General features: G+C 71.1%; 17 protein-coding genes and 1 pseudogene. 10 read left to right on the plus strand and 8 right to left on the minus strand.

The window, feature by feature from the left end:
• Nucleotides 1–104 precede the first annotated feature (104 nt).
• From AOK11_RS46910 to AOK11_RS31695, 6 genes are all read right to left on the minus strand, one after another.
• Nucleotides 105–191: a putative leader peptide gene (locus tag AOK11_RS46910; protein WP_350850951.1), complete on the minus strand. Its 87-nt coding sequence runs from the start codon at nt 189–191 to the stop codon at nt 105–107.
• 155 nt (nt 192–346) lie between these two features.
• On the minus strand, nt 347–2011 hold the full coding sequence (locus AOK11_RS31675) for an FAD-dependent monooxygenase (RefSeq protein WP_079035215.1): 1665 nt from the start codon (nt 2009–2011) through the stop codon (nt 347–349).
• Nucleotides 2012–2315: 304 nt separating this feature from the next.
• Nucleotides 2316–3224, minus strand: coding sequence for an amino acid ABC transporter permease (locus AOK11_RS31680; protein WP_055597134.1), 909 nt, complete (start codon nt 3222–3224; stop codon nt 2316–2318).
• Nucleotides 3221–3898 (minus strand): amino acid ABC transporter permease, encoded by a 678-nt coding sequence (locus AOK11_RS31685; RefSeq protein WP_055597135.1) that lies wholly within the window; start codon nt 3896–3898, stop codon nt 3221–3223. The genes AOK11_RS31680 and AOK11_RS31685 overlap by 4 nt, the downstream gene beginning before the upstream one ends.
• 114 nt (nt 3899–4012) lie before the next feature.
• Nucleotides 4013–4861: a glutamate ABC transporter substrate-binding protein gene (locus AOK11_RS31690; protein WP_079035216.1), complete on the minus strand. Its 849-nt coding sequence runs from the start codon at nt 4859–4861 to the stop codon at nt 4013–4015.
• Nucleotides 4862–4972: 111 nt separating this feature from the next.
• The gene (locus AOK11_RS31695) at nt 4973–5749 is read right to left on the minus strand and encodes an amino acid ABC transporter ATP-binding protein (protein ID WP_055570938.1); all 777 of its coding nucleotides are present in this window, start codon (nt 5747–5749) and stop codon (nt 4973–4975) included.
• 297 nt (nt 5750–6046) lie between these two features.
• Here AOK11_RS31695 and AOK11_RS31700 point away from each other — a divergent pair, with 297 nt between their 5' ends.
• Both AOK11_RS31700 and AOK11_RS31705 read left to right on the plus strand, forming a co-directional pair.
• Nucleotides 6047–6733 carry a response regulator transcription factor gene (locus AOK11_RS31700; RefSeq protein WP_055597137.1) on the plus strand — a complete coding sequence of 229 codons (687 nt, stop codon included), beginning with the start codon at nt 6047–6049 and terminating at the stop codon, nt 6731–6733.
• Between the two features lie 15 nt (nt 6734–6748).
• Nucleotides 6749–8182 (plus strand): sensor histidine kinase, encoded by a 1434-nt coding sequence (locus AOK11_RS31705; RefSeq protein ID WP_055597138.1) that lies wholly within the window; start codon nt 6749–6751, stop codon nt 8180–8182.
• Here the strand turns inward: AOK11_RS31705 and AOK11_RS31710 are convergent.
• The gene (locus AOK11_RS31710) at nt 8161–9156 is read right to left on the minus strand and encodes a TAXI family TRAP transporter solute-binding subunit (protein WP_055597139.1); all 996 of its coding nucleotides are present in this window, start codon (nt 9154–9156) and stop codon (nt 8161–8163) included. The genes AOK11_RS31705 and AOK11_RS31710 overlap by 22 nt on opposite strands.
• Nucleotides 9157–9233: 77 nt before the next feature.
• Here AOK11_RS31710 and AOK11_RS31715 point away from each other — a divergent pair, with 77 nt between their 5' ends.
• The 3 genes from AOK11_RS31715 to AOK11_RS31730 all read left to right on the plus strand — a co-directional run bounded on the left by AOK11_RS31715 (nt 9234) and on the right by AOK11_RS31730 (nt 12322).
• Complete coding sequence (locus tag AOK11_RS31715; protein ID WP_055597140.1) at nt 9234–9650, plus strand: pyrophosphohydrolase domain-containing protein; 417 nt, start codon at nt 9234–9236, stop codon at nt 9648–9650.
• Between the two features lie 104 nt (nt 9651–9754).
• Nucleotides 9755–11272 (plus strand): tRNA (N6-isopentenyl adenosine(37)-C2)-methylthiotransferase MiaB, encoded by a 1518-nt coding sequence (gene miaB / locus AOK11_RS31720; RefSeq protein ID WP_055597141.1) that lies wholly within the window; start codon nt 9755–9757, stop codon nt 11270–11272.
• Nucleotides 11273–11599: 327 nt separating this feature from the next.
• A complete protein-coding gene (locus AOK11_RS31730) occupies nt 11600–12322 on the plus strand; it encodes a class III extradiol ring-cleavage dioxygenase family protein (RefSeq protein WP_055597148.1) in 723 nt (240 codons plus the stop codon).
• 156 nt (nt 12323–12478) lie between these two features.
• Here AOK11_RS31730 and AOK11_RS31735 read toward each other — a convergent pair whose 3' ends face one another.
• The gene (locus AOK11_RS31735) at nt 12479–12748 is read right to left on the minus strand and encodes an antitoxin (RefSeq protein ID WP_055597143.1); all 270 of its coding nucleotides are present in this window, start codon (nt 12746–12748) and stop codon (nt 12479–12481) included.
• A 204-nt stretch (nt 12749–12952) separates the two neighbouring features.
• On the opposite strand from AOK11_RS31735, the gene miaA reads away from it, so the two are divergent.
• The 5 genes and pseudogenes from miaA to AOK11_RS44145 all read left to right on the plus strand — a co-directional run.
• Entirely contained in the window at nt 12953–13891 is a 939-nt protein-coding gene (gene miaA, locus AOK11_RS31740) for a tRNA (adenosine(37)-N6)-dimethylallyltransferase MiaA (protein WP_055597144.1), read from the plus strand.
• Between the two features lie 108 nt (nt 13892–13999).
• Entirely contained in the window at nt 14000–14503 is a 504-nt protein-coding gene (locus tag AOK11_RS31745) for a hypothetical protein (protein ID WP_055597145.1), read from the plus strand.
• Between the two features lie 79 nt (nt 14504–14582).
• Nucleotides 14583–15476 (plus strand): diaminopimelate epimerase, encoded by an 894-nt coding sequence (dapF, locus tag AOK11_RS31750; protein ID WP_055597146.1) that lies wholly within the window; start codon nt 14583–14585, stop codon nt 15474–15476.
• Between the two features lie 296 nt (nt 15477–15772).
• Nucleotides 15773–17977, plus strand: a complete 2205-nt coding sequence (locus AOK11_RS31755) for a RelA/SpoT family protein (protein ID WP_055597147.1) — start codon at nt 15773–15775, stop codon at nt 17975–17977.
• A 133-nt stretch (nt 17978–18110) separates the two neighbouring features.
• A pseudogene (locus AOK11_RS44145) lies at nt 18111–18314 on the plus strand (ATP-binding protein); the annotation flags it as partial.

Raw genomic sequence — 18314 nt, forward strand, 5'->3', positions numbered from 1 at the left:
GGGAAGCAGACACGTGGCACCGTCCTGAAGAAGGATTCGCGGAACGCGCACGGCAGCAGCGGCAGGGAAGCGGCGCGCGGTGCGCGGGGAGGGAGAACGCGAGTTCAGAAGGACGGGCGACACACACAGCCCGCATAGCGGAGGAGGTCCATATGGACCCTCCGCCACAGGCGCACACAGGTGTCGGTCACGGACCGGAGTACACCACGACGTCACGCGCGGATCAACTCGCCGTCAGCATACGGACGGCCGCGGACGGTCACGGACACGGCGATGGCGACGAGTCGACAGGATGACGATGCGACGCCGAGACGACGCGTCGCCCCGACGCTTCGGGGCGACGGCCTCAGCGCGACCCGGCGCCGGTACCGGCGTTGGCTTCGGCCCCCACTCCCGCTCCTGCTTCCACCCCGACATCCGTCCCGGTGGCCCCCGCCCCCGCCGAAGCCGGTCCGCCGAGCGCCGTCTCGGCCGCCGTGTACAGGGACGCCGGACGGACCCCGCCCAGGGCCGTGATCAGGTGCCCGTCGGGGCGTACCAGCAACACGGTGTGGGCCGCCGCCCCCGGATAGCTCTCCGCGACCAGAAGCTCGGCCGGGTGCGGCAGCGCCGCCACCGCCGACGCGAGCCGGGGCATGATCCCGGCGGACATCCAGTGCCTGCGCTCCCACACCCCGGTGCCCGGCGCGATCAGCACCACCAGCAGTGCCCCCCGGCCGAGCCGGCCCCGCAGCCGGACGAAGGTGCCGTCCTCCGCCGTGACCCGTACGTCGGTGACCGGTGCCCCGACCGGCGTGTCCACCGGGACCTCGCCCTCGAGAGGCGGGGGCGTGAGGGGTGAGTCGGTATGCACGCCCGGCGCGCCCAGCGTCCCCTGCCCCAGATGCCCCTCCACCAGGAACGCGTCATGACCGCGGGCGGCGCCCGGGACGTAGGAACGCAGGCCTCCACCACCCCGTACCAGCGGCAACGCCTGGTCGGCGGCGCGCAGCCGGGCGGCGACGATCGCCCGTCGCTCCGTCTGGTAACTGTCGAGCAGCGCTTCGTGCGGACCGTGGTGCCAGGCCAGGGCCAGCTTCCAGGCCAGGTTGTCGACGTCGCGGAGCCCCTCGTCCAGCCCGTGCGTGCCCAGGGCGCCGAGCAGATGCGCGGCATCCCCGGCGAGGAAGACACGGCCGGCCCGCCAGCGCCGGGCGAGCCGGTGGTGGACGGTGTGCACGCCGGTGTCGAGCAGTTCGTACGGCGGTGTCGGGCCCTCGGCCCAGCCGGCCAGGGTCTCCCGGACCCTGTCGAGGAGCAGCTCGGGAGTGACCAGTTCCTTGCCCGGCGGCATCAGCCAGTCCAGCCGCCACACGTCGTCCGGCAGCGGGCGCGCGCTGATCTCCCCGGCGAAGGGGCCCAAGGTGCGCCACGGCGGCATCCGGTGCAGCAACGCTTCTCCGGGCCAGGGCAGCTCCGTACGCAACGCGGCCACGGCGTGACGTTCCACCGCCGTGCGGCCGGGGAAGCGGATGTCCTGGAGCTTGCGCACGGTGGAACGGGGGCCGTCGCAGCCGACCAGATAGCTGCCGCGCCACCAGGTGCCGTCGGGCCCGCGGGTGTGGGCGGTGACGCCGGAGGGTTCCTGCTCGAGGGAGTCCAGACGGCTGTCCGTGACGACCTCGACGAGCGGTTCGCCGACGAGAGCCGCGCGCAGGGCGCCGGTCAGGACGTGCTGGGCGATGTGCACGGGGCCGGGTTCGGTGTCGTCGAAGTCGATCTCATGCGTCACCTGCTTGCGCCGCATCGACCGCCATCCGGCCCAGGGCGAACCGGCGGCGGCGAGCGGCATCCCGGTCAGCCGTTTCACGAGTTCCGTGGTGTCCTCGCGGAGTACGACGGAGCGCGCGGGACGCGGTTCGTCCTTGCCCGGCCCCTCGTCGAGGACCACGCACGGCACTTCCTGACGCGCCAGAGCCAGGGCGAGCGTGAGCCCGACGGGCCCCGCTCCGACGATGATCACGGGGTCCACGGCGCGACGCCCCCTGCTCGAAGTGACGTCCGAAGGGACGGGGAGTAACAGGAAGAGGGAGCAGGGTGCACGATCACAGAACGTATGCAACCTATTGCCGGTGCTTGCGTCAAGTGACCGAAGGCCGGTGGCGATCATGAAGTGGGGCGGGACTCGTCACACCACTTGACTGCTCATCACATCAGTCCGGTTCGCACCGTTCGTTCGCACCCATGGTGCGGGCCGGCCCCCGGCATGACTGTGGCCCGCCGGGTAACGGCGGGCCACAGTCATGCAGTACGGCAGGCGCACAGCGGGGCGTGCGTCAGATGGTGCCGCCCGCGCCGGTTCCGTAGGTGCCCCCGACCTCGGCCGCGTTGAGGTCGTCGATGTCGTCGGGGCCGAGCACCGCGCCCGTGCTGCGCTTGCTGCGGCGCAGCCGCGCCTCGAGCCAGGAGGCGAAGGAGGTGATGAGGAAGTTCAGGGCGATGAAGATGATCGCCACGACGATGAAGCTCTGGACGACGTTGGCGTAGTTGGCCGCGAGCGTGCCACGCGCGTTCAGCAGCTCGGTGAAGCCGAGCATCACGCCGCCCAGCGCGGTGTCCTTCACGATGACGACCAGCTGGGTCACGATCGCCGGGAGCATCACGGTGACGGCCTGCGGCAGCAGGATGGTGGACATCGTCTGTCCCTTGCGCAGGCCGATCGCCTGGGCCGCCTCCGTCTGCCCCTTGGGCAGGGCCAGGATGCCGGCCCGGACGACCTCGGCGAGGACCGACGCGTTGTAGAGCACCAGACCGGTGATGACCGCGTACATGGGCCGGTCCGAGGTGCTGACGTCCGTGGAGCGGGCGAAGAACTCGTTGGCGAACAGCATCAGCAGCAGCACCGGGATGGCCCGGAAGAACTCCACCACCGTGCCGGCCGAAGCCCGCACCCACCGGTGGTCGGACATTCGGGCGATGCCGAGGACCGCCCCCAGCGGCAGCGCCATGACCATGGCCAGTCCCGCGGCCTTGAGGGTGTCGACGAGGCCGGGCAGCAGATACGTCGTCCAGGCTTCGGGCTCGGTGAACGGCTTCCACAGGGCCCACTCCAGCTGGCCCTTGTCGTCCATCGTCAGGTAGACCCACCACAGGAGGAGGGCCAGGACGACGACGGACACGACCGAGAAGATGACATTGCGCCGCTTGGCCCGGGGGCCGGGGGCGTCGTACAGAACGGAGGTCACCGCTTCACCGCCAGTCGCTTGCTCAGCCAGCCGAGGAACAGGCCGGTGGGCAGGGTCAGTACCACGAATCCGAAGGCGAAGACCGCGCCGATGAGCAGCGTCTGTGCCTCGTTCTCGATCATTTCCTTCATCAGCAGAGCGGCCTCCGCCACACCGATCGCGGCCGCCACCGTCGTGTTCTTGGTCAGCGCGATCAGCACGTTCGCGAGCGGTCCGATGACCGCGCGGAACGCCTGCGGCAGCACGATCAGCCCGAGCACCTGGGAGAAGCTCAGACCGATGGCGCGGGCCGCCTCGGCCTGTCCGACGGGCACGGTGTTGATGCCGGAGCGCAGGGCCTCGCAGACAAAGGCCGCGGTGTAGGCGGACAGACCGAGCACCGCGAGGCGGAAGCCCTGGAGCGCGAAGTCGTCGGGCGCGCCCATGGTCATGCCGAAGATGTCGGCGAGGCCGAGCGAGGTGAAGACGATGATGACCGTCAGGGGGATGTTCCGGACGATGTTCACATAAGCAGTGCCGAACCCTCGCAGCAGGGGGACGGGGCTGACTCGCATCGCCGCCAGCAGAGTGCCCCCGACCAGGGAGGCGATGCCCGAGAACACGGTGAGCTTCACCGTCATCCAGAAGGCACCCAACAAGGTTGGATCGTTGTAGTCAGAAATGAAGTCGAACACGATCTCCCGCGCTTCCGGGTGTGTGGCGTACGTGGCGGACGCGGCGCGCCGCCGTCCTGATCGCGACGGACGGCGGCACGCCTTGAGGACCCCGCGTTACGGACGGCCCTGGGCTTACTTGACGAGGTCGCCGATCTTCGGGGCCGGCTCGTTCTTGTACTCGGCCGGGCCGAAGTTCGCCTCGACTGCCTTTTCCCAGGCCTTGTCGCCGACCATCTTCTCCAGCGCGTCGTTGATCTTGTTCACGGTTTCGGTGTCGCCCTTCTTGACACCGATGCCGTAGTTCTCGTTGCTCAGCTTCAGACCGGCGAGCTTGAACTTGCCCTTGTACTGGTCCTGCGAGGCGTAGCCGGCGAGGATCGAGTCGTCGGTGGTCAGCGCGTCCACGGCGCCGCTCTGCAGCGCGGCGACGCATTCCGAGTAGGTGCCGAGCTCCCTGAGCTGGGCCTTCGGAGCGAAGTCCTTCTTGACGTTCTGAGCCGAGGTCGACCCGGCCACGGAACAGAGCTTCTTGTCGTTCAGGTCCGTGGCGTCGGAGATGTCCGAGTCCGCCTTCACCAGCAGGTCCTGGTGGGCCAGCAGGTACGGGCCGGCGAAGTCGACCTTCTGGGCGCGCTCGTCGTTGATGGAGTAGGTCGCCGCGATGAACTTCACGTCACCGCGCGCGAGGGCGTTCTCGCGGTCGGCGCTCTTGGTCTCGATCCACTCGATCTGGTCGGGCTTGTAGCCGAGCTCCTTGGCGACGTAGGTCGCGACGTCCACGTCGAAGCCGGTGAAGGAGCCGTCCGGCGTCTTCAGGCCGAGACCGGGCTGGTCGTACTTGATGCCGATCTTGATCTTGTCGCCGCCCCCGGAGCCGGAGGACGAAGCGTTGTCGCCGCTGTCGTCGCCGCCGCAGGCGGTGGCGGTCAGGGCGAGGGCGAGCACGGCGGCCGAGGCGGCGGTGACCTTGCGGAGCTTCATGGTGCACATCCTTTTGACTGGTGAGGTGATGCGGCCCGTGTTACGGGTGAGGTGATGCGGCCCCGGCCATCTGGTGACGCACGTCGTCCGAGCGCCGGGCGCAGGACGACGTCAGTGGTGAAGGATCTTCGACAGGAAGTCCTTGGCGCGGTCGCTGCGCGGGTTGCTGAAGAACTGGTCCGGCGTCGCCTCTTCGACGATGCGGCCGTCCGCCATGAACACCACGCGGTTGGCGGCAGAACGGGCGAAGCCCATCTCGTGGGTCACGACGATCATGGTCATGCCGTCGCGGGCGAGCTGCTGCATGACCTCCAGGACCTCGTTGATCATCTCCGGGTCGAGCGCCGACGTGGGCTCGTCGAAGAGCATGACCTTGGGCTCCATCGCCAGGGCCCGCGCGATGGCGACACGCTGCTGCTGGCCGCCGGAGAGCTGCGCGGGGTACTTGTCGGCCTGCGCGCCCACACCGACCCGGTCGAGCAGGGCACGGGCCCGCTCCTCGGCGGCCTTCTTGTCCTTCTTGCGGACCTTGACCTGGCCCAGCGTCACGTTCTCGAGCACGGTCTTGTGCGCGAAGAGGTTGAAGGACTGGAAGACCATCCCCACGTCGGCCCGCAGCCGGGCGAGCTCCTTGCCCTCGTGCGGCAGGGGCTTTCCGTCGATCGTGATCGACCCGTCGTCGATCGTCTCCAGACGGTTGATGGTGCGGCACAGGGTGGACTTCCCGGACCCGGAGGGCCCGATGACGACGACGACTTCGCCGCGGGCGATCGTCAGGTCGATGTCCTGGAGTACGTGCAACGCGCCGAAATGCTTGTTGACGCTCTTCAGGACGACCAGATCGCCGGTCGCGGCCACATCTTCCTTGGCCACCGATACTTCGGTCATCGCTATCTGGCTCCGTCCTCCTCGGTTTGGGAGGACAGTAGTAACCCTTCAGACCTGCGTCATCAGATCTGAGGGGAATCTGAGCATCACGATCCGATAGCAATCGGACACGTGTCGTAGCACTTGTGAGCAGGGCTCATTTCGGCCGGGTAACGGTACCGAAGAGCAACCGGAACCCTCTTGACGCCGTCCTCGTTCATCGGCGTCACTGCAAGGTGCACATGCGCGTGAACACCTTTTTCTCCACGCTTTTCTACACACTCGGATCGTACGGCCGATGAACCGAAGGGGGACCGGATGAGACTGCTTCTCGTCGAAGACGACAACCACGTCGCCGCCGCCCTGTCGGCCGTCCTGGCGCGGCACGGTTTCGACGTCACCCACGCGCGCAACGGCGAGGAGGCTCTCCAGGCGCTCGTCCCCGAGGCCGACCGCTTCGGGGTCGTCCTCCTTGACCTGGGCCTGCCCGACCAGGACGGCTACGAGGTGTGCGGCAAGATCCGCAAGCGCACCGGCACCCCGGTGATCATGGTCACCGCCCGCGCCGACGTGCGCTCCCGCATCCACGGCCTCAACCTCGGCGCCGACGACTACGTGGTCAAGCCCTACGACACGGGCGAACTGCTCGCCCGGATCCATGCCGTCAGCCGGCGCACCGTCCAGGAGGACACCCCGAGCAGCGGCGAGGCCGAGCTGCGGATCGGCTCCGTGCGCATCGACCTGCCGACCCGGCAGGTCAGCGTGAACGGTGCGGTCGTCCCGCTGACCCGCAAGGAGTTCGATCTGCTGGCCCTGCTCGCCCAGCGCCCCGGGGTCGTCTTCCGCCGCGAGCAGATCATCAGCGAGGTGTGGCGCACCAGCTGGGAGGGGACCGGGCGCACCCTTGAGGTGCACGTCGCCTCCCTGCGCGCCAAGCTGCGCATGCCGGCCCTCATCGAGACCGTGCGCGGAGTCGGTTACCGGCTCGTCGAGCCCGCGGTCTAGGGCGGGTCCGACCGAGTGCACACACGTCTGCTGCCGCTGCTCATCGTCCTGATGGCGGCTGTCCTGCTCGCCCTCGGCGTTCCGCTCGCGGTCAGCCTGGCGGGTGCTCAGCAGCAGCAGGTCATCGTCGACCGGATCGACGACACGGCACGCTTCGCGGCTCTCGCCCAGTTCGTCACCGAACCCGTCGGCCCCGCCGCCGGAGACGTCAACGAGCGCCGGGAGACCCTCAACAGCGAACTCCACAGCTACTACGAGGTGTACGGCATCCGGGCCGGCGTCTTCCGCCGCAACGACGCCCCGATGGCGCACGCGCCGGACGACTGGTTCCTGCCGGGGACCGGTGAGGTGCGCGACGCCTTCCAGGAGGCACTGCTCAGCCGGCGCAGCCACGACCCGGAGCAGGTGTGGCCCTGGGAACGGCGCAGTCTCGTGGTGGCCTCCCCGGTCATCCGGGACGGTGACGTCGTCGCCGTCGTCGTCACCGACTCGCCCACCGGGCAGATGCGGTCCCGCATCCTGCGGGGCTGGCTGCTCATCGCGGCGGGCGAGGCGGCCGCGATGCTGCTGGCCGTCGGCGCGGCCCTGCGGCTGGCTGGCTGGGTGCTCAAGCCCGTACGGGTCCTGGACGCCACCACCCACGACATCGCCACCGGGCGGCTGAAGTCCAGGGTCGCGGCGGCCGGCGGACCGCCGGAACTGCGCAGGCTCGCCCGGTCGTTCAACGAGATGGCGGACAACGTCGAGAGCGTGCTGGAGCAGCAACGCGCCTTCGTCGCCGATGCCTCGCACCAGTTGCGCAACCCGCTCTCGGCACTGCTCCTGCGCATCGAACTGCTCGCTCTGGAGCTGCCCGAGGGCAACGAGGAGATCGCCTCCGTCCAGGCCGAGGGCAGGCGTCTGGCGCAGGTCCTGGACGACCTGCTCGACCTGGCGCTGGCCGAGCACAGCGAGGCCCAGCTCCAGATCACCGACATCGGCGCCCTGACCGCCGAACGCGTGGCGGCGTGGTCGCCCACCGCCCAGGCCAAGGGCGTCCTGCTGACCGGGGACTGCCCGCCGACCACGGCATGGGCCGACCCGGTCGCCCTGTCCAGCGCGCTGGACGCGGTCATCGACAACGCCGTGAAGTTCACGCCCGAGCACCGGACCGTCGAGGTGGCCGTCGCCTCCAACGGTGACACCTCCACCGTCGTCGTCACCGACAACGGCCCCGGCCTGACCGACGAGGAGCTGGCCCGCGTCGGCGACCGCTTCTGGCGCAGCTCACGGCACCAGAATGTCAAGGGCTCCGGCCTCGGCCTGTCCATCTCCCGCGCCCTGCTCACGGCGGGCGGCGGCTCGATCGCGTACGACCGGCACGAGCCGCACGGGCTGACGGTGACGGTGACGGTGCCCAGGAGCGCGCCCACGGGCGAGGTGACGGTTCAGGGCTTGACGGACCGGTAGTACCGGCGCGCGCCGTCGTGCAGCCCGAGCGGATCGGTGTAGATCGCGGTGCGTACGTCGACGAGCTGGGCGGAGTGGACGTGCGCCCCGATGCGGTCCCGGCTCTTGAGCACGATCCGGGTCAGCCACTCGGTGAGCCGGGGGTCCGTGTCCGCTCGTGTGATCAGCAGATTGGACACAGCCATCGTCGGGACGGTCGAACCGTGCTGGCTGCCGGGGTAGGCCGACTCCGGCATGTTGGTGGCACGGTAGTAGCGCGTGGCTCCATCCTGCTCGTGCAGCCGGGCGACCAGGTCGGCCGGGATCGGCACGAACCGGAGGCCGGCGTCCTCGGACAGGGTGCGCAGGCCGTCGGTGGGCAGCCCGCCCGACCAGAAGAACGCGTCCAGCCCCCGCCCGAGCCGCCCGGGGCCGGTGTCGATGCCGTCCGCAAAGGGCCTGATGTCCTTCTCCGGGTCGATGCCGGCCGCCTTGAGCACCCGGTTGGCGATGAGCCGGACACCCGACTTGGGCGGCCCTATGGCGACCCTCTTGCCCCGCAGATCGGCGACGGAGCGGATGCCGGACCCGGGAGGGACCACGAGCTGCACGTAGTCGTCGTAGAGACGGGCGACCCCGCGCAACCCGGCGGCACCCCTCGCACCGCTCAGCCTGTACGTCTGCACCGCGTCGGCGGCGGCGATCGCGAAGTCCGCCTGCCCGGTCGCCACGCGCCGCACGTTCTCCTGCGAACCGTCGCTCGTCAGCAGTCGCACTTCGAGGTCGGGCATGTCCTTACCCAGCGACGTGCGCAGAAGCTCCCCGTATTTCTGGTAGACCCCCGCACGTGTGCCCGTGCTCAGGGTGACCGTCCCACGCGGCGGATCCTCGCTCCAGGGCGCCAGCCACCACAGCAGCAGCCCGAGCGCCACGAGGCCGGCGACCGCGCCCCGCAGGGCCCGGCGCCTGCCGATACGGAACGGCGCGATGGACATGGGCGCGATCCTGCCAGCCCGTGCGCCCCTCTGACCAGGCCGGGAGGGTCTCGGGAGGCGGCCGTTACCGTCACGGCATGAGTTCTTCGCCCGCCGACCTGGTCCGTGAGTTCCACCGTGCCTTCGGGCTGGACGCGCGCGAGACACCGACCGAGGTCTCGCCGGAGCTCGCCGCCCACCGAGGCGACCTGCTCGCCGAGGAGGCCGCCGAGGTCGCGGAGGTGGCGGTGCACGGCCCCCTCGACCGGCTCGCGCACGAACTCGCCGACGTCGTCTACGTCGCCTACGGCACGGCGCTCGTCCACGGCATCGACCTCGACGCGGTGATCTCCGAGATCCACCGCGCCAACATGAGCAAGCGCGGCCCCGGCGGCGAGATCGCCCGCCGCTTCGACGGCAAGGTTCTCAAGGGGGACCACTACGAGGCACCGGACGTGTCCCGGGTGCTGCGCCGGCAGGGGTGGACGCCGGGTGCGGAGCCCCGGGACGCCTGACCGGGGCCCTGGCCGAGAGCTCGAGCGGAGCCCTCGGCGCGGGCCCGGGCCCGATCCCGGACGGAGTCCCGGGGGTGTCGTGGCGACCGCCTACCCTGTAGGGCATGAGCAGCATCGACCGGAGCCAGGCAGTGGGCGGCACGCGCACCTATGAAGTACGCACCTACGGGTGCCAGATGAACGTCCACGACTCCGAGCGATTGTCCGGGCTGCTGGAGGACGCGGGCTACGTCCGTGCTCCCGAGGGCGCCGACGGCGACGCCGACGTCGTCGTCTTCAACACCTGCGCCGTGCGCGAGAACGCCGACAACAAGCTCTACGGCAACCTCGGCCACCTCGCCCCCAGGAAGGCGCAGCGCCCCGGCATGCAGATCGCGGTCGGCGGCTGCCTCGCGCAGAAGGACCGCGACACCATCGTGAAGCGGGCCCCCTGGGTGGACGTCGTCTTCGGCACGCACAACATCGGCAAGCTGCCGGTCCTCCTGGAGCGCGCCCGCGTCCAGGAGGAGGCCCAGGTCGAGATCGCCGAGTCGCTGGAGGCCTTCCCGTCCACGCTGCCGACCCGCCGCGAGAGCGCCTACGCGGCCTGGGTGTCCATCTCCGTCGGCTGCAACAACACCTGCACCTTCTGCATCGTCCCCGCGCTGCGCGGCAAGGAGAAGGACCGGCGCCCCGGGGACGTCCTCGCCGAGATCGAGGCACTGGTCGCCGAGGGCGTCTCGGAGATCACCCTGCTCGGCCAGAACGTCAACGCGTACGGCTCCGACATCGGTGACCGGGAGGCGTTCAGCAAGCTGCTGCGGGCCTGCGGGAGCATCGAGGGCCTGGAGCGCGTCCGCTTCACCTCCCCCCACCCGCGCGACTTCACCGACGACGTCATCGCCGCCATGGCCGAGACGCCCAACGTGATGCCGCAGCTCCACATGCCGCTCCAGTCCGGCTCGGACACGGTCCTCAAGGCGATGCGCCGCTCGTACCGGCAGGAGCGCTACCTCGGCATCATCGAGAAGGTCCGCGCCGCCATCCCGCACGCGGCGATCAGCACCGACATCATCGTGGGCTTCCCGGGCGAGACTGAGGAGGACTTCGAGCAGACCCTGCACGTGGTGCGCGAGGCCCGCTTCGCCCAGGCCTTCACCTTCCAGTACTCCAAGCGTCCGGGAACCCCGGCCGCCGAGATGGACGGCCAGATCCCCAAGAAGGTCGTCCAGGAGCGCTACGAACGGCTCGTCGCCCTCCAGGAGGAGATCTCCTGGGAGGAGAACAAGAAGCAGGTCGGCCGCACCCTGGAGCTGATGGTGGCCGAGGGCGAGGGCCGCAAGGACGGCACCACCCACCGTCTCTCCGGCCGTGCCCCGGACAGCCGCCTGGTGCACTTCACCAAGCCGGAGCAGGAGGTCCGTCCCGGCGACGTCGTCACCGTAGGGATCACCTACGCGGCCCCCCACCACCTCCTTGCCGAGGGCCCCACCCTGGACGTGCGCCGCACCCGCGCGGGCGACGCCTGGGAGAAGCGGAACGCCGCCGGCCCGGCGGCCCCGGCGGGTGTCATGCTCGGCCTGCCCACGGTGGGCGTGCCCGAGCCGCTGCCGGCGGTCACCGGGGGCTGCGCCATCGACTGACCGGGCCGCGACGGGGGCGGACACACGGCTCATGGGCTCGTTGCGGAGCAGCGGGAGGCCATACTCCGGCCGATCGCACGTTTCGAAGGCGCGCGTGAAGAGGCGCGCCGCAGGCTGTACGAGACGGCGTGCACGCACCGGTTCGCCGGAGGGCTGCTGCAACAGCGTCGCGAGGTGTACCGCGTCGATGACGACACGTACTTCGTGGAGATCAAGGGCGGGCCGGGCACCCACCGCCTGCGGTACCGCCTCGCGGAGCGCGTCTGGAGCACGGACGACCGGTGAGACGTGGATGCCGTCCCGGGCCGCCGCAGTAGGCTGCTGATCATGCTTGTCGCCGCCGCAGTCTGCCCGTGCCCGCCCCTCCTCGTGCCCGAGGTGGCCGCGGGCGCCGCACCCGAGCTGGACGCCGCGCGGGCCGCGTGCACGGCCGCGGTCGGCGTGCTCGCCGCCGCCCGGCCCGACCTTCTGGTGGTCGTCGGCCCGACGGCCGGCGACGTGGGGCCCGAGCGCTACCCGGAGGGCAGCACGGGGTCCTTCCACGGCTTCGGCGTCGGTCTCGACGTACGGCTCGGAGCGGACCGGGACACGGCGACCGGCCGGGCACTGCCCGGTGCGCTCGCGGTGGGCGCCTGGCTGCTGGAGCGGACGGGGTGGGCGGACGCGCCCGTCGAAGGGGTCGGCGTGGGGGAGTCCCTCGCGGCCGAGCGGTGCGCCGGACAGGGACGGGACCTCGCCGGCAGGGCGGAGCGGGTCGCGCTGCTGGTGATGGGCGACGGCAGCGCCTGCCGCACGCTCAAGGCGCCGGGCTATCTCGACGAGCGGGCGGCGCCCTTCGACGCGGAGGCGGCGCGGGCGCTGGAAGCGGCCGACACGGCGGCCCTGCTGGCGCTGGACGACGGCCTGGCGCGCGACCTCAAGGCGACCGGCCGGGCACCCTGGCAGGTCCTGGCGGGGGCGGCCGAAGCCGGGGGGAGCGCTCTGCGGGGCACGCTGCTGTACGAGGACGCTCCGTACGGGGTGGGCTACCTGGTGGCCACCTGGTCGTAGGAGCCGCCGGCTCCGCGCGACGCCCGCCCGGCACGTCGGACGGCGCGGAACGGATGAAGGCCGGGAACAGACGAAGGCCGGGAACGCCCTGCGCGATGCGCGTTCCCGGCCTTATGCCGATCCGGTGCCCGGTGCCCGGTGCCCGGTGCCCGGTGCTCAGTGCGTGGGCGGCGGCTCCGCCGGGGGAGTGGTGCCGCCCGCGTCCGGACCGGGTTCGTTCTTGTGGGCGAGCCGGTCCATGGCGTGCTTGGCCTTGCCGGTGCTCTTCTGGATCCTGTCGCTGTACTTGCCCTTGGTCCGCTCGTCGGCGGTCTTCGCGGCCTTGTCCAGCCCGTGCTGGATCTTGCCCCCGTGCTGCTGCGCGAGGTCCGAGACCTTGTCCTTGGCAGGCCCCAGTTTGGCCTTCATGTTGTCCAGGAGACCCATGGTCCACCTTCCCTCGCGGTGCGGTTCGTGTGCGCCCATGTGTGAAAACGCCCATATCCACTCCATACGGTACTCGTGCGGACGCGGTCCCGCCCTACCGCGCAGCCCTTTCGTGGCCGGAACCCGACCCCGGGCGCAGCCCTCCGCCCGCCGCGTCACGCCACTCGATGGAGGGCCGGCTGCGGGGTTTGCGAGACTGGACCGGTGAGCAGCGCACTCCCCACCCCCCGGGTCATCGCCGTCGTCGGCCCCACCGCAGCCGGAAAGTCCGATCTGGGCGTTTTCCTGGCCCGAGAGCTCGGCGGTGAAGTCGTCAACGCCGACTCCATGCAGCTCTACCGGGGGATGGACATCGGAACCGCCAAGCTGACGCCCGAGGAGCGCGGGGACGTCCCGCACCACCTCCTGGACATCTGGGACGTGACCGTCACCGCGTCCGTCGCCGAGTACCAGCGCCTCGCCCGGGAGCGGATCGACACCCTGCTCGCCGCCGGGCGCTGGCCCGTCCTCGTCGGGGGCTCCGGCCTCTACGTCCGCGGGGCCGTCGACCATCTCGAGTTCCCGGGCACCGACCCCGACGTACGGTCGCGCCTGGAGGACGAGCTCACCCTGCGCGGCCCCGGCGCGCTGCACGCCCGCCTCGCCGCCGCCGACCCCGAGGCCGCGCGGGCCATCCTGCCGAGCAACGGCCGCCGTATCGTCCGGGCGCTCGAAGTGATCGAGATCACCGGCCTGCCCTTCACCGCCAACCTCCCCGGCCACGACTCGGTCTACGACACCCTCCAGATCGGTGTCGACGTCGCCCGCCCCGAGCTGGACGCGCGGATCGCCGACCGGGTCGACCGGATGTGGGAGGCGGGTCTCGTGGACGAAGTGCGCGCACTGGAGGCGCAAGGGTTGCGCGAGGGGCGTACGGCCTCGCGCGCGCTCGGCTACCAGCAGGTGCTCTCCGCGTTCGCCGGAGAGTGCACCCTGGAGGAGGCGCGGTCCGAGACCGTCCGTGCCACCAAGCGCTTCGCGCGCCGTCAGGATTCATGGTTCAGGCGCGACCCGCGGGTGCATTGGTTGAGTGGGGCCGCGGCGGACCTGACGGAACTTCCGCAGCTCGCGCTGTCGTTGGTCGAACGACCGGTTACAGCCTGATCACGTCATGGCATCGGGACGCCCAGGCCGTCATCCGGGCCTCTGACGCCGTGCCATCATCGAGCTTCGATCGACCAAGTGGAGTCCAAGTTGGGAGGGCGCGTGGCGATGGAGGCCGGCCCTCGCGACACCGCACACGGCACCGAGCACCTCACCACCGAGCGGGGTGTACCGGAGCAGGACCCTGACCGTCTCAGCCCCGACGGGCCGGACGAGACAGAGGGCGGAGTGACCGACGACGGCCCCGAGCCGGACGAGATGTTCGCGGGCGGCGACGAGGTCGAGGTCGAGCTGCGCCCGCAGCGACGGCTGCGCATCTGGCAGCTCGCCCCCATCGTCGGTCTGGCCGCGGTCGGCTCCCTGATGTTCGCGTTCCCGCTCGCCTTCGACTTCGGCGACAGTGGCGCCGTGATCGCCATGCTGGGCCTGCTGATCTGCTCCTGTGCGGCCGGCTGGGGCATGATGGCCGCCCGCAGGGTGGGTTACACCTGGCCCGGTCTGCCGGCCCGGAGCTCCGGTCGCAGACCCGACTGGCGAGTCGTGATCGCCTACGCCGTGCTGGTCGCCGTGGTGGTGGCCCTGGCGGTCTGGCGGGTCGCCCGCCTCCGCTGACGCCCGCCTCCTCCCTCGCCGGCCCCGTGCGCTGCGAGGGCCGGGAGGCGGTGTCGTGGACGCCCCGTACGATCGAGGCATGAGCACGCGGATCGCCTTCCTCAAGGGGCACGGCACCGAGAACGACTTCGTGATCGTTCCGGACCCCGAGAACGCCATCGACCTGCCCCCCGCCTCCGTCGCAGCCCTCTGCGACCGCCGCGCGGGCATCGGCGGCGACGGGCTGCTGCACGTGGTGCGGTCCGCCGCGCACCCCGAGGCGCGGCACCTGGCGGCCGAGGCCGAGTGGTTCATGGACTACCGCAACGGCGACGGTTCCGTCGCCGAGATGTGCGGCAACGGAGCGCGTGTGTTCGCGCGCTACCTCCAGCGTGCGGGGCACGTGGCCGAGGGAGACATCGCGATCGCCACGCGCGGCGGCGTGAAGGCGGTGCACATCGCCAAGACCGCGTCCGACAGCGGCTCTGCCGCGGGTGACATCACCGTCGGCATGGGCCGGGCGCTGCTGCCCGGCGACGGCGTCACCGTGAGCGTCGGCGGACGCAGCTGGCCCGCACGGAACGTGAACATGGGCAACCCGCACGCCGTGGCCTTCGTGGACGACCTCGACCACGCCGGCGACCTGTTCACCGCACCCCCGTTCAGCCCCGCCTCGGTCTATCCGGACGGCGTCAACGTGGAGTTCGTGGCCGACCGCGGCCCGCGGCACGTGGCGCTGCGCGTCCACGAGCGGGGGGCCGGTGAGACCCGCTCGTGCGGCACGGGCGCCTGCGCGGTCGCCGTGGCCGCGGCCCGCCGGGACGGCGTCGACCCGCGGGTCACCGGAATCCCGGTGACGTACACGGTGGACGTGCCCGGCGGCACTCTGGTGATCACCGAACGGCCCGACGGGGAGATCGAGATGACCGGGCCCGCGGTGATCGTCGCCGAGGGCGTGATCGAGAGTGAGTGGCTGGAGAACCTGCCCCGCTGAGCCCGGTACCGGCTTGGTATCCAAGAGCAGCACGCGTCGGCCGGCCGCATCCACGGGGTGCGGGGCCGGGTTCGGCTTCGAGAGCATGGCACGCCTCTGATTCCATGGCGTGAAATCGCCGCTGTGACGGTCTTCGCTCGAAGGAGTGATCCGTTTCACGCTCGGAGGGAGGCGGTCGGTCGCACGCGCTGGGCTCGGTAGCATCAAGCACCGGCCCGGACGGGGACGAGCACCGTCTCCTGAGCCCGAGTCCGCCCTGGGCATGCGTCCGCCGGTCAACGCCGCCGGAGGTGCCCATGAACGCGGAGGCCGCGAAACCTGCGACCCCAGGTCCCGTGACAACGGGATCTGCGACATCAGGTCATGTCACGCCCACGGGGACACGGAGGAAGGCACGCTCCCGGCTCGACCTGCGTCGGCTGGGCCGCGCCGCGTTCCTCGGCCCCGCCTCCCGCGACCGGCTCCCCGACGCCATCGGCCATGTGGTCGACGCCCACCGCGCCCACCATCCCGACGCCGACCTCGACCCCCTGCGCCGCGCCTATCTCCTGGCCGAGTCCTCGCACCGGGGACAGATGCGCAAGAGCGGCGAGCCGTACATCACCCATCCGCTCGCCGTGACCCTCATCCTCGCCGAACTCGGCGCCGAGACCACGACCTTGACGGCTTCCTTGCTCCACGACACCGTCGAGGACACGGATGTGACGCTCGATCAGGTCCGTGAGCAGTTCGGTGAGGAGGTGTGCTACCTCGTCGACGGCGTCACCAAGCTCGAGAAGGTCGACTACGGTGCCGCGGCCGAGCCCGAGACCTTCCGCAAGATGCTGGTCGCCACCGGCAACGACGTCCGCGTGATGTCGATCAAACTCGCCGACCGGCTGCACAACATGCGCACCCTCGGGGTGATGCGCCCCGAGAAGCAGGAACGCATCGCCAAGGTGACCCGGGACGTCCTCATCCCGCTCGCCGAACGGCTCGGCGTCCAGGCGCTCAAGACGGAACTCGAGGACCTGGTCTTCGCGATCCTGCATCCCGAAGAGAACAAGCACACGCGCGAGCTGATCCTCCGCAACGCCTCCCGCGCGGACGACCCTCTCGCCGAGGTCGCCGACGAGGTGCGCAAGGTGCTGCGCGAGGCGGACCTCACCGCCGAGGTCCTCATCCGCCCCCGTCACTTCGTCTCCGTGCACCGCGTGTCCCGCAAACGCGGCCGGCTGCGCGGCGTCGACTTCGGCCGGCTGCTGGTGCTGGTGAACGAGGACGCCGACTGCTACGGCGTCCTGGGCGAGCTGCACACCTGCATGACACCCGTCGTCTCGGAGTTCAAGGACTTCATCGCGGTACCCAAGTTCAACCTGTACCAGTCGCTGCACACCGCCGTCGCGCGCGACGACGGCCAAGTCGTCGAAGTCCTCATCCGTACGCACCTGATGCACAAGGTCGCCGAGGCCGGTGTCGTGGCCCTCGGCAACCCCTATGCCGTCCCCGGGGAGGAGCAGTCGACGAGCGACGGCGAACGCGTCGACCCGACCCGGCCCGGCTGGCTCTCCCGGCTCCTGGAGTGGCAGCGCGGCGCGCCCGATCCCGACACCTTCTGGTCCACGCTGCGCGAGGACCTCGCCCAGGACCGCGAGATCACCGTGTTCCGCCCGGACGGCGGCACGATCGGTCTGCCCGACGGGGCGACCTGTGTGGACGCTGCCTACGCGCAGTACGGCGAGGACGCGCACGCGTGCATCGGCGCCCGCGTCAACGGCCGCCTGGCGACACTGCGCACCGTGCTGAAGGACGGGGACACCGTCCAGCTCCTGATGGGCCAGGACCCCGCCTCCGAGCCTTCCAGGGAGTGGCTGGAGCACGCCCGTACCCCGGCCGCCCGGATCGCCATTCAGCGGTGGCTGACCGCGCACCCCGTGCACCCCGTCGATCCCGCCGATCCGCCCGAGGGGGGCCGGGCCGGGGCCGAGCAAGCCCAGGCGGCCACGCGTCCCGCCGTGGGCGAGCCCGCCGCCGCACCGGCTTTCGGAGCGGTGCCCGGCTCCTCCGGCGGCGCCCAGGTCCTGGCCGACCGGCCCGGTGCGACGGTACGGCTCGCCGGCTGCTGTACGCCCGTACCGCCCGACGAGGTGACCGGATTCGCCGTGCGCGGGGGAGCGGTCGCCGTGCACCGGGTCGAGTGCGCCGTCGTGGCGCGCATGAAAAGCGCGGGGCGTGCGGAGGTGGGCGTGCGCTGGGGGGAGGGCACCGAGTGCCGGGTCACCCTGGTCGCCGAATCGTTCGTCCGTCCCCATCTGCTTGCCGATCTCACCGAGGCCATGGCCGTCGAAGGCGCCGAGATCGTCTCCGCGACCGTCGAACCCCCGACCCATCAGCAGGTGCGGCACACGTACACCGTGCAGCTGCCGGACGCCGCCCACCTGCCCGTCCTCATGCGCGCGATGCGCAAGGTGGCGGGTGTGTACGACGTGAGCCGGGCCAAGCCGCAGACCCGGAGCACCTGACAGCGAGGCGTGCGGGGACGCCACCCGGCCGGAGGCATCGTCGGGCACTCCCTCGGCCATCGGCCCACCCGATCGGGTGGGCCGGGAGCGCGCCGCCGTAACCGCGCACGCGCGCGCTGATAGCCGTGGGCCCATGCTGCGCACTCCCCACGGCCCGACCGCCCCCGAACCGGCCTCCGAACGTCCCGCCACGCACGGCCCGGCCCCCGCCCGTCCGGCCCCCGTCAGTCAAGCCGTTCCCGTACCGGCCGTTCCCGTACCGGCTGCCCGCACGACGGCCCTCCGGGGCCGCCGCCGGCGGCGGACGTCCGCGGCGCTGCTCGCGTCGGCCGTCTCC

This window comes from Streptomyces hirsutus, from assembly GCF_001418415.1.
Lineage (GTDB): Bacteria > Actinomycetota > Actinomycetes > Streptomycetales > Streptomycetaceae > Streptomyces > Streptomyces hirsutus.

Bases quoted from the DNA above. Each gene is read 5' to 3' on its own strand.
- AOK11_RS31690 (WP_079035216.1), bottom strand. From the start codon at position 4,861: ATGAAGCTCCGCAAGGTCACCGCCGCCTCGGCCGCCGTGCTCGCCCTC.
- AOK11_RS31695 (WP_055570938.1), bottom strand. From the start codon at position 5,749: ATGACCGAAGTATCGGTGGCCAAGGAAGATGTGGCCGCGACCGGCGAT.
- AOK11_RS31700 (WP_055597137.1), top strand. From the start codon at position 6,047: ATGAGACTGCTTCTCGTCGAAGACGACAACCACGTCGCCGCCGCCCTG.
- AOK11_RS31710 (WP_055597139.1), bottom strand. From the start codon at position 9,156: ATGTCCATCGCGCCGTTCCGTATCGGCAGGCGCCGGGCCCTGCGGGGC.
- AOK11_RS31715 (WP_055597140.1), top strand. From the start codon at position 9,234: ATGAGTTCTTCGCCCGCCGACCTGGTCCGTGAGTTCCACCGTGCCTTC.
- miaB (WP_055597141.1), top strand. From the start codon at position 9,755: ATGAGCAGCATCGACCGGAGCCAGGCAGTGGGCGGCACGCGCACCTAT.
- AOK11_RS31730 (WP_055597148.1), top strand. From the start codon at position 11,600: ATGCTTGTCGCCGCCGCAGTCTGCCCGTGCCCGCCCCTCCTCGTGCCC.
- AOK11_RS31735 (WP_055597143.1), bottom strand. From the start codon at position 12,748: ATGGGTCTCCTGGACAACATGAAGGCCAAACTGGGGCCTGCCAAGGAC.
- AOK11_RS31745 (WP_055597145.1), top strand. From the start codon at position 14,000: ATGGAGGCCGGCCCTCGCGACACCGCACACGGCACCGAGCACCTCACC.
- dapF (WP_055597146.1), top strand. From the start codon at position 14,583: ATGAGCACGCGGATCGCCTTCCTCAAGGGGCACGGCACCGAGAACGAC.
- AOK11_RS31755 (WP_055597147.1), top strand. From the start codon at position 15,773: ATGAACGCGGAGGCCGCGAAACCTGCGACCCCAGGTCCCGTGACAACG.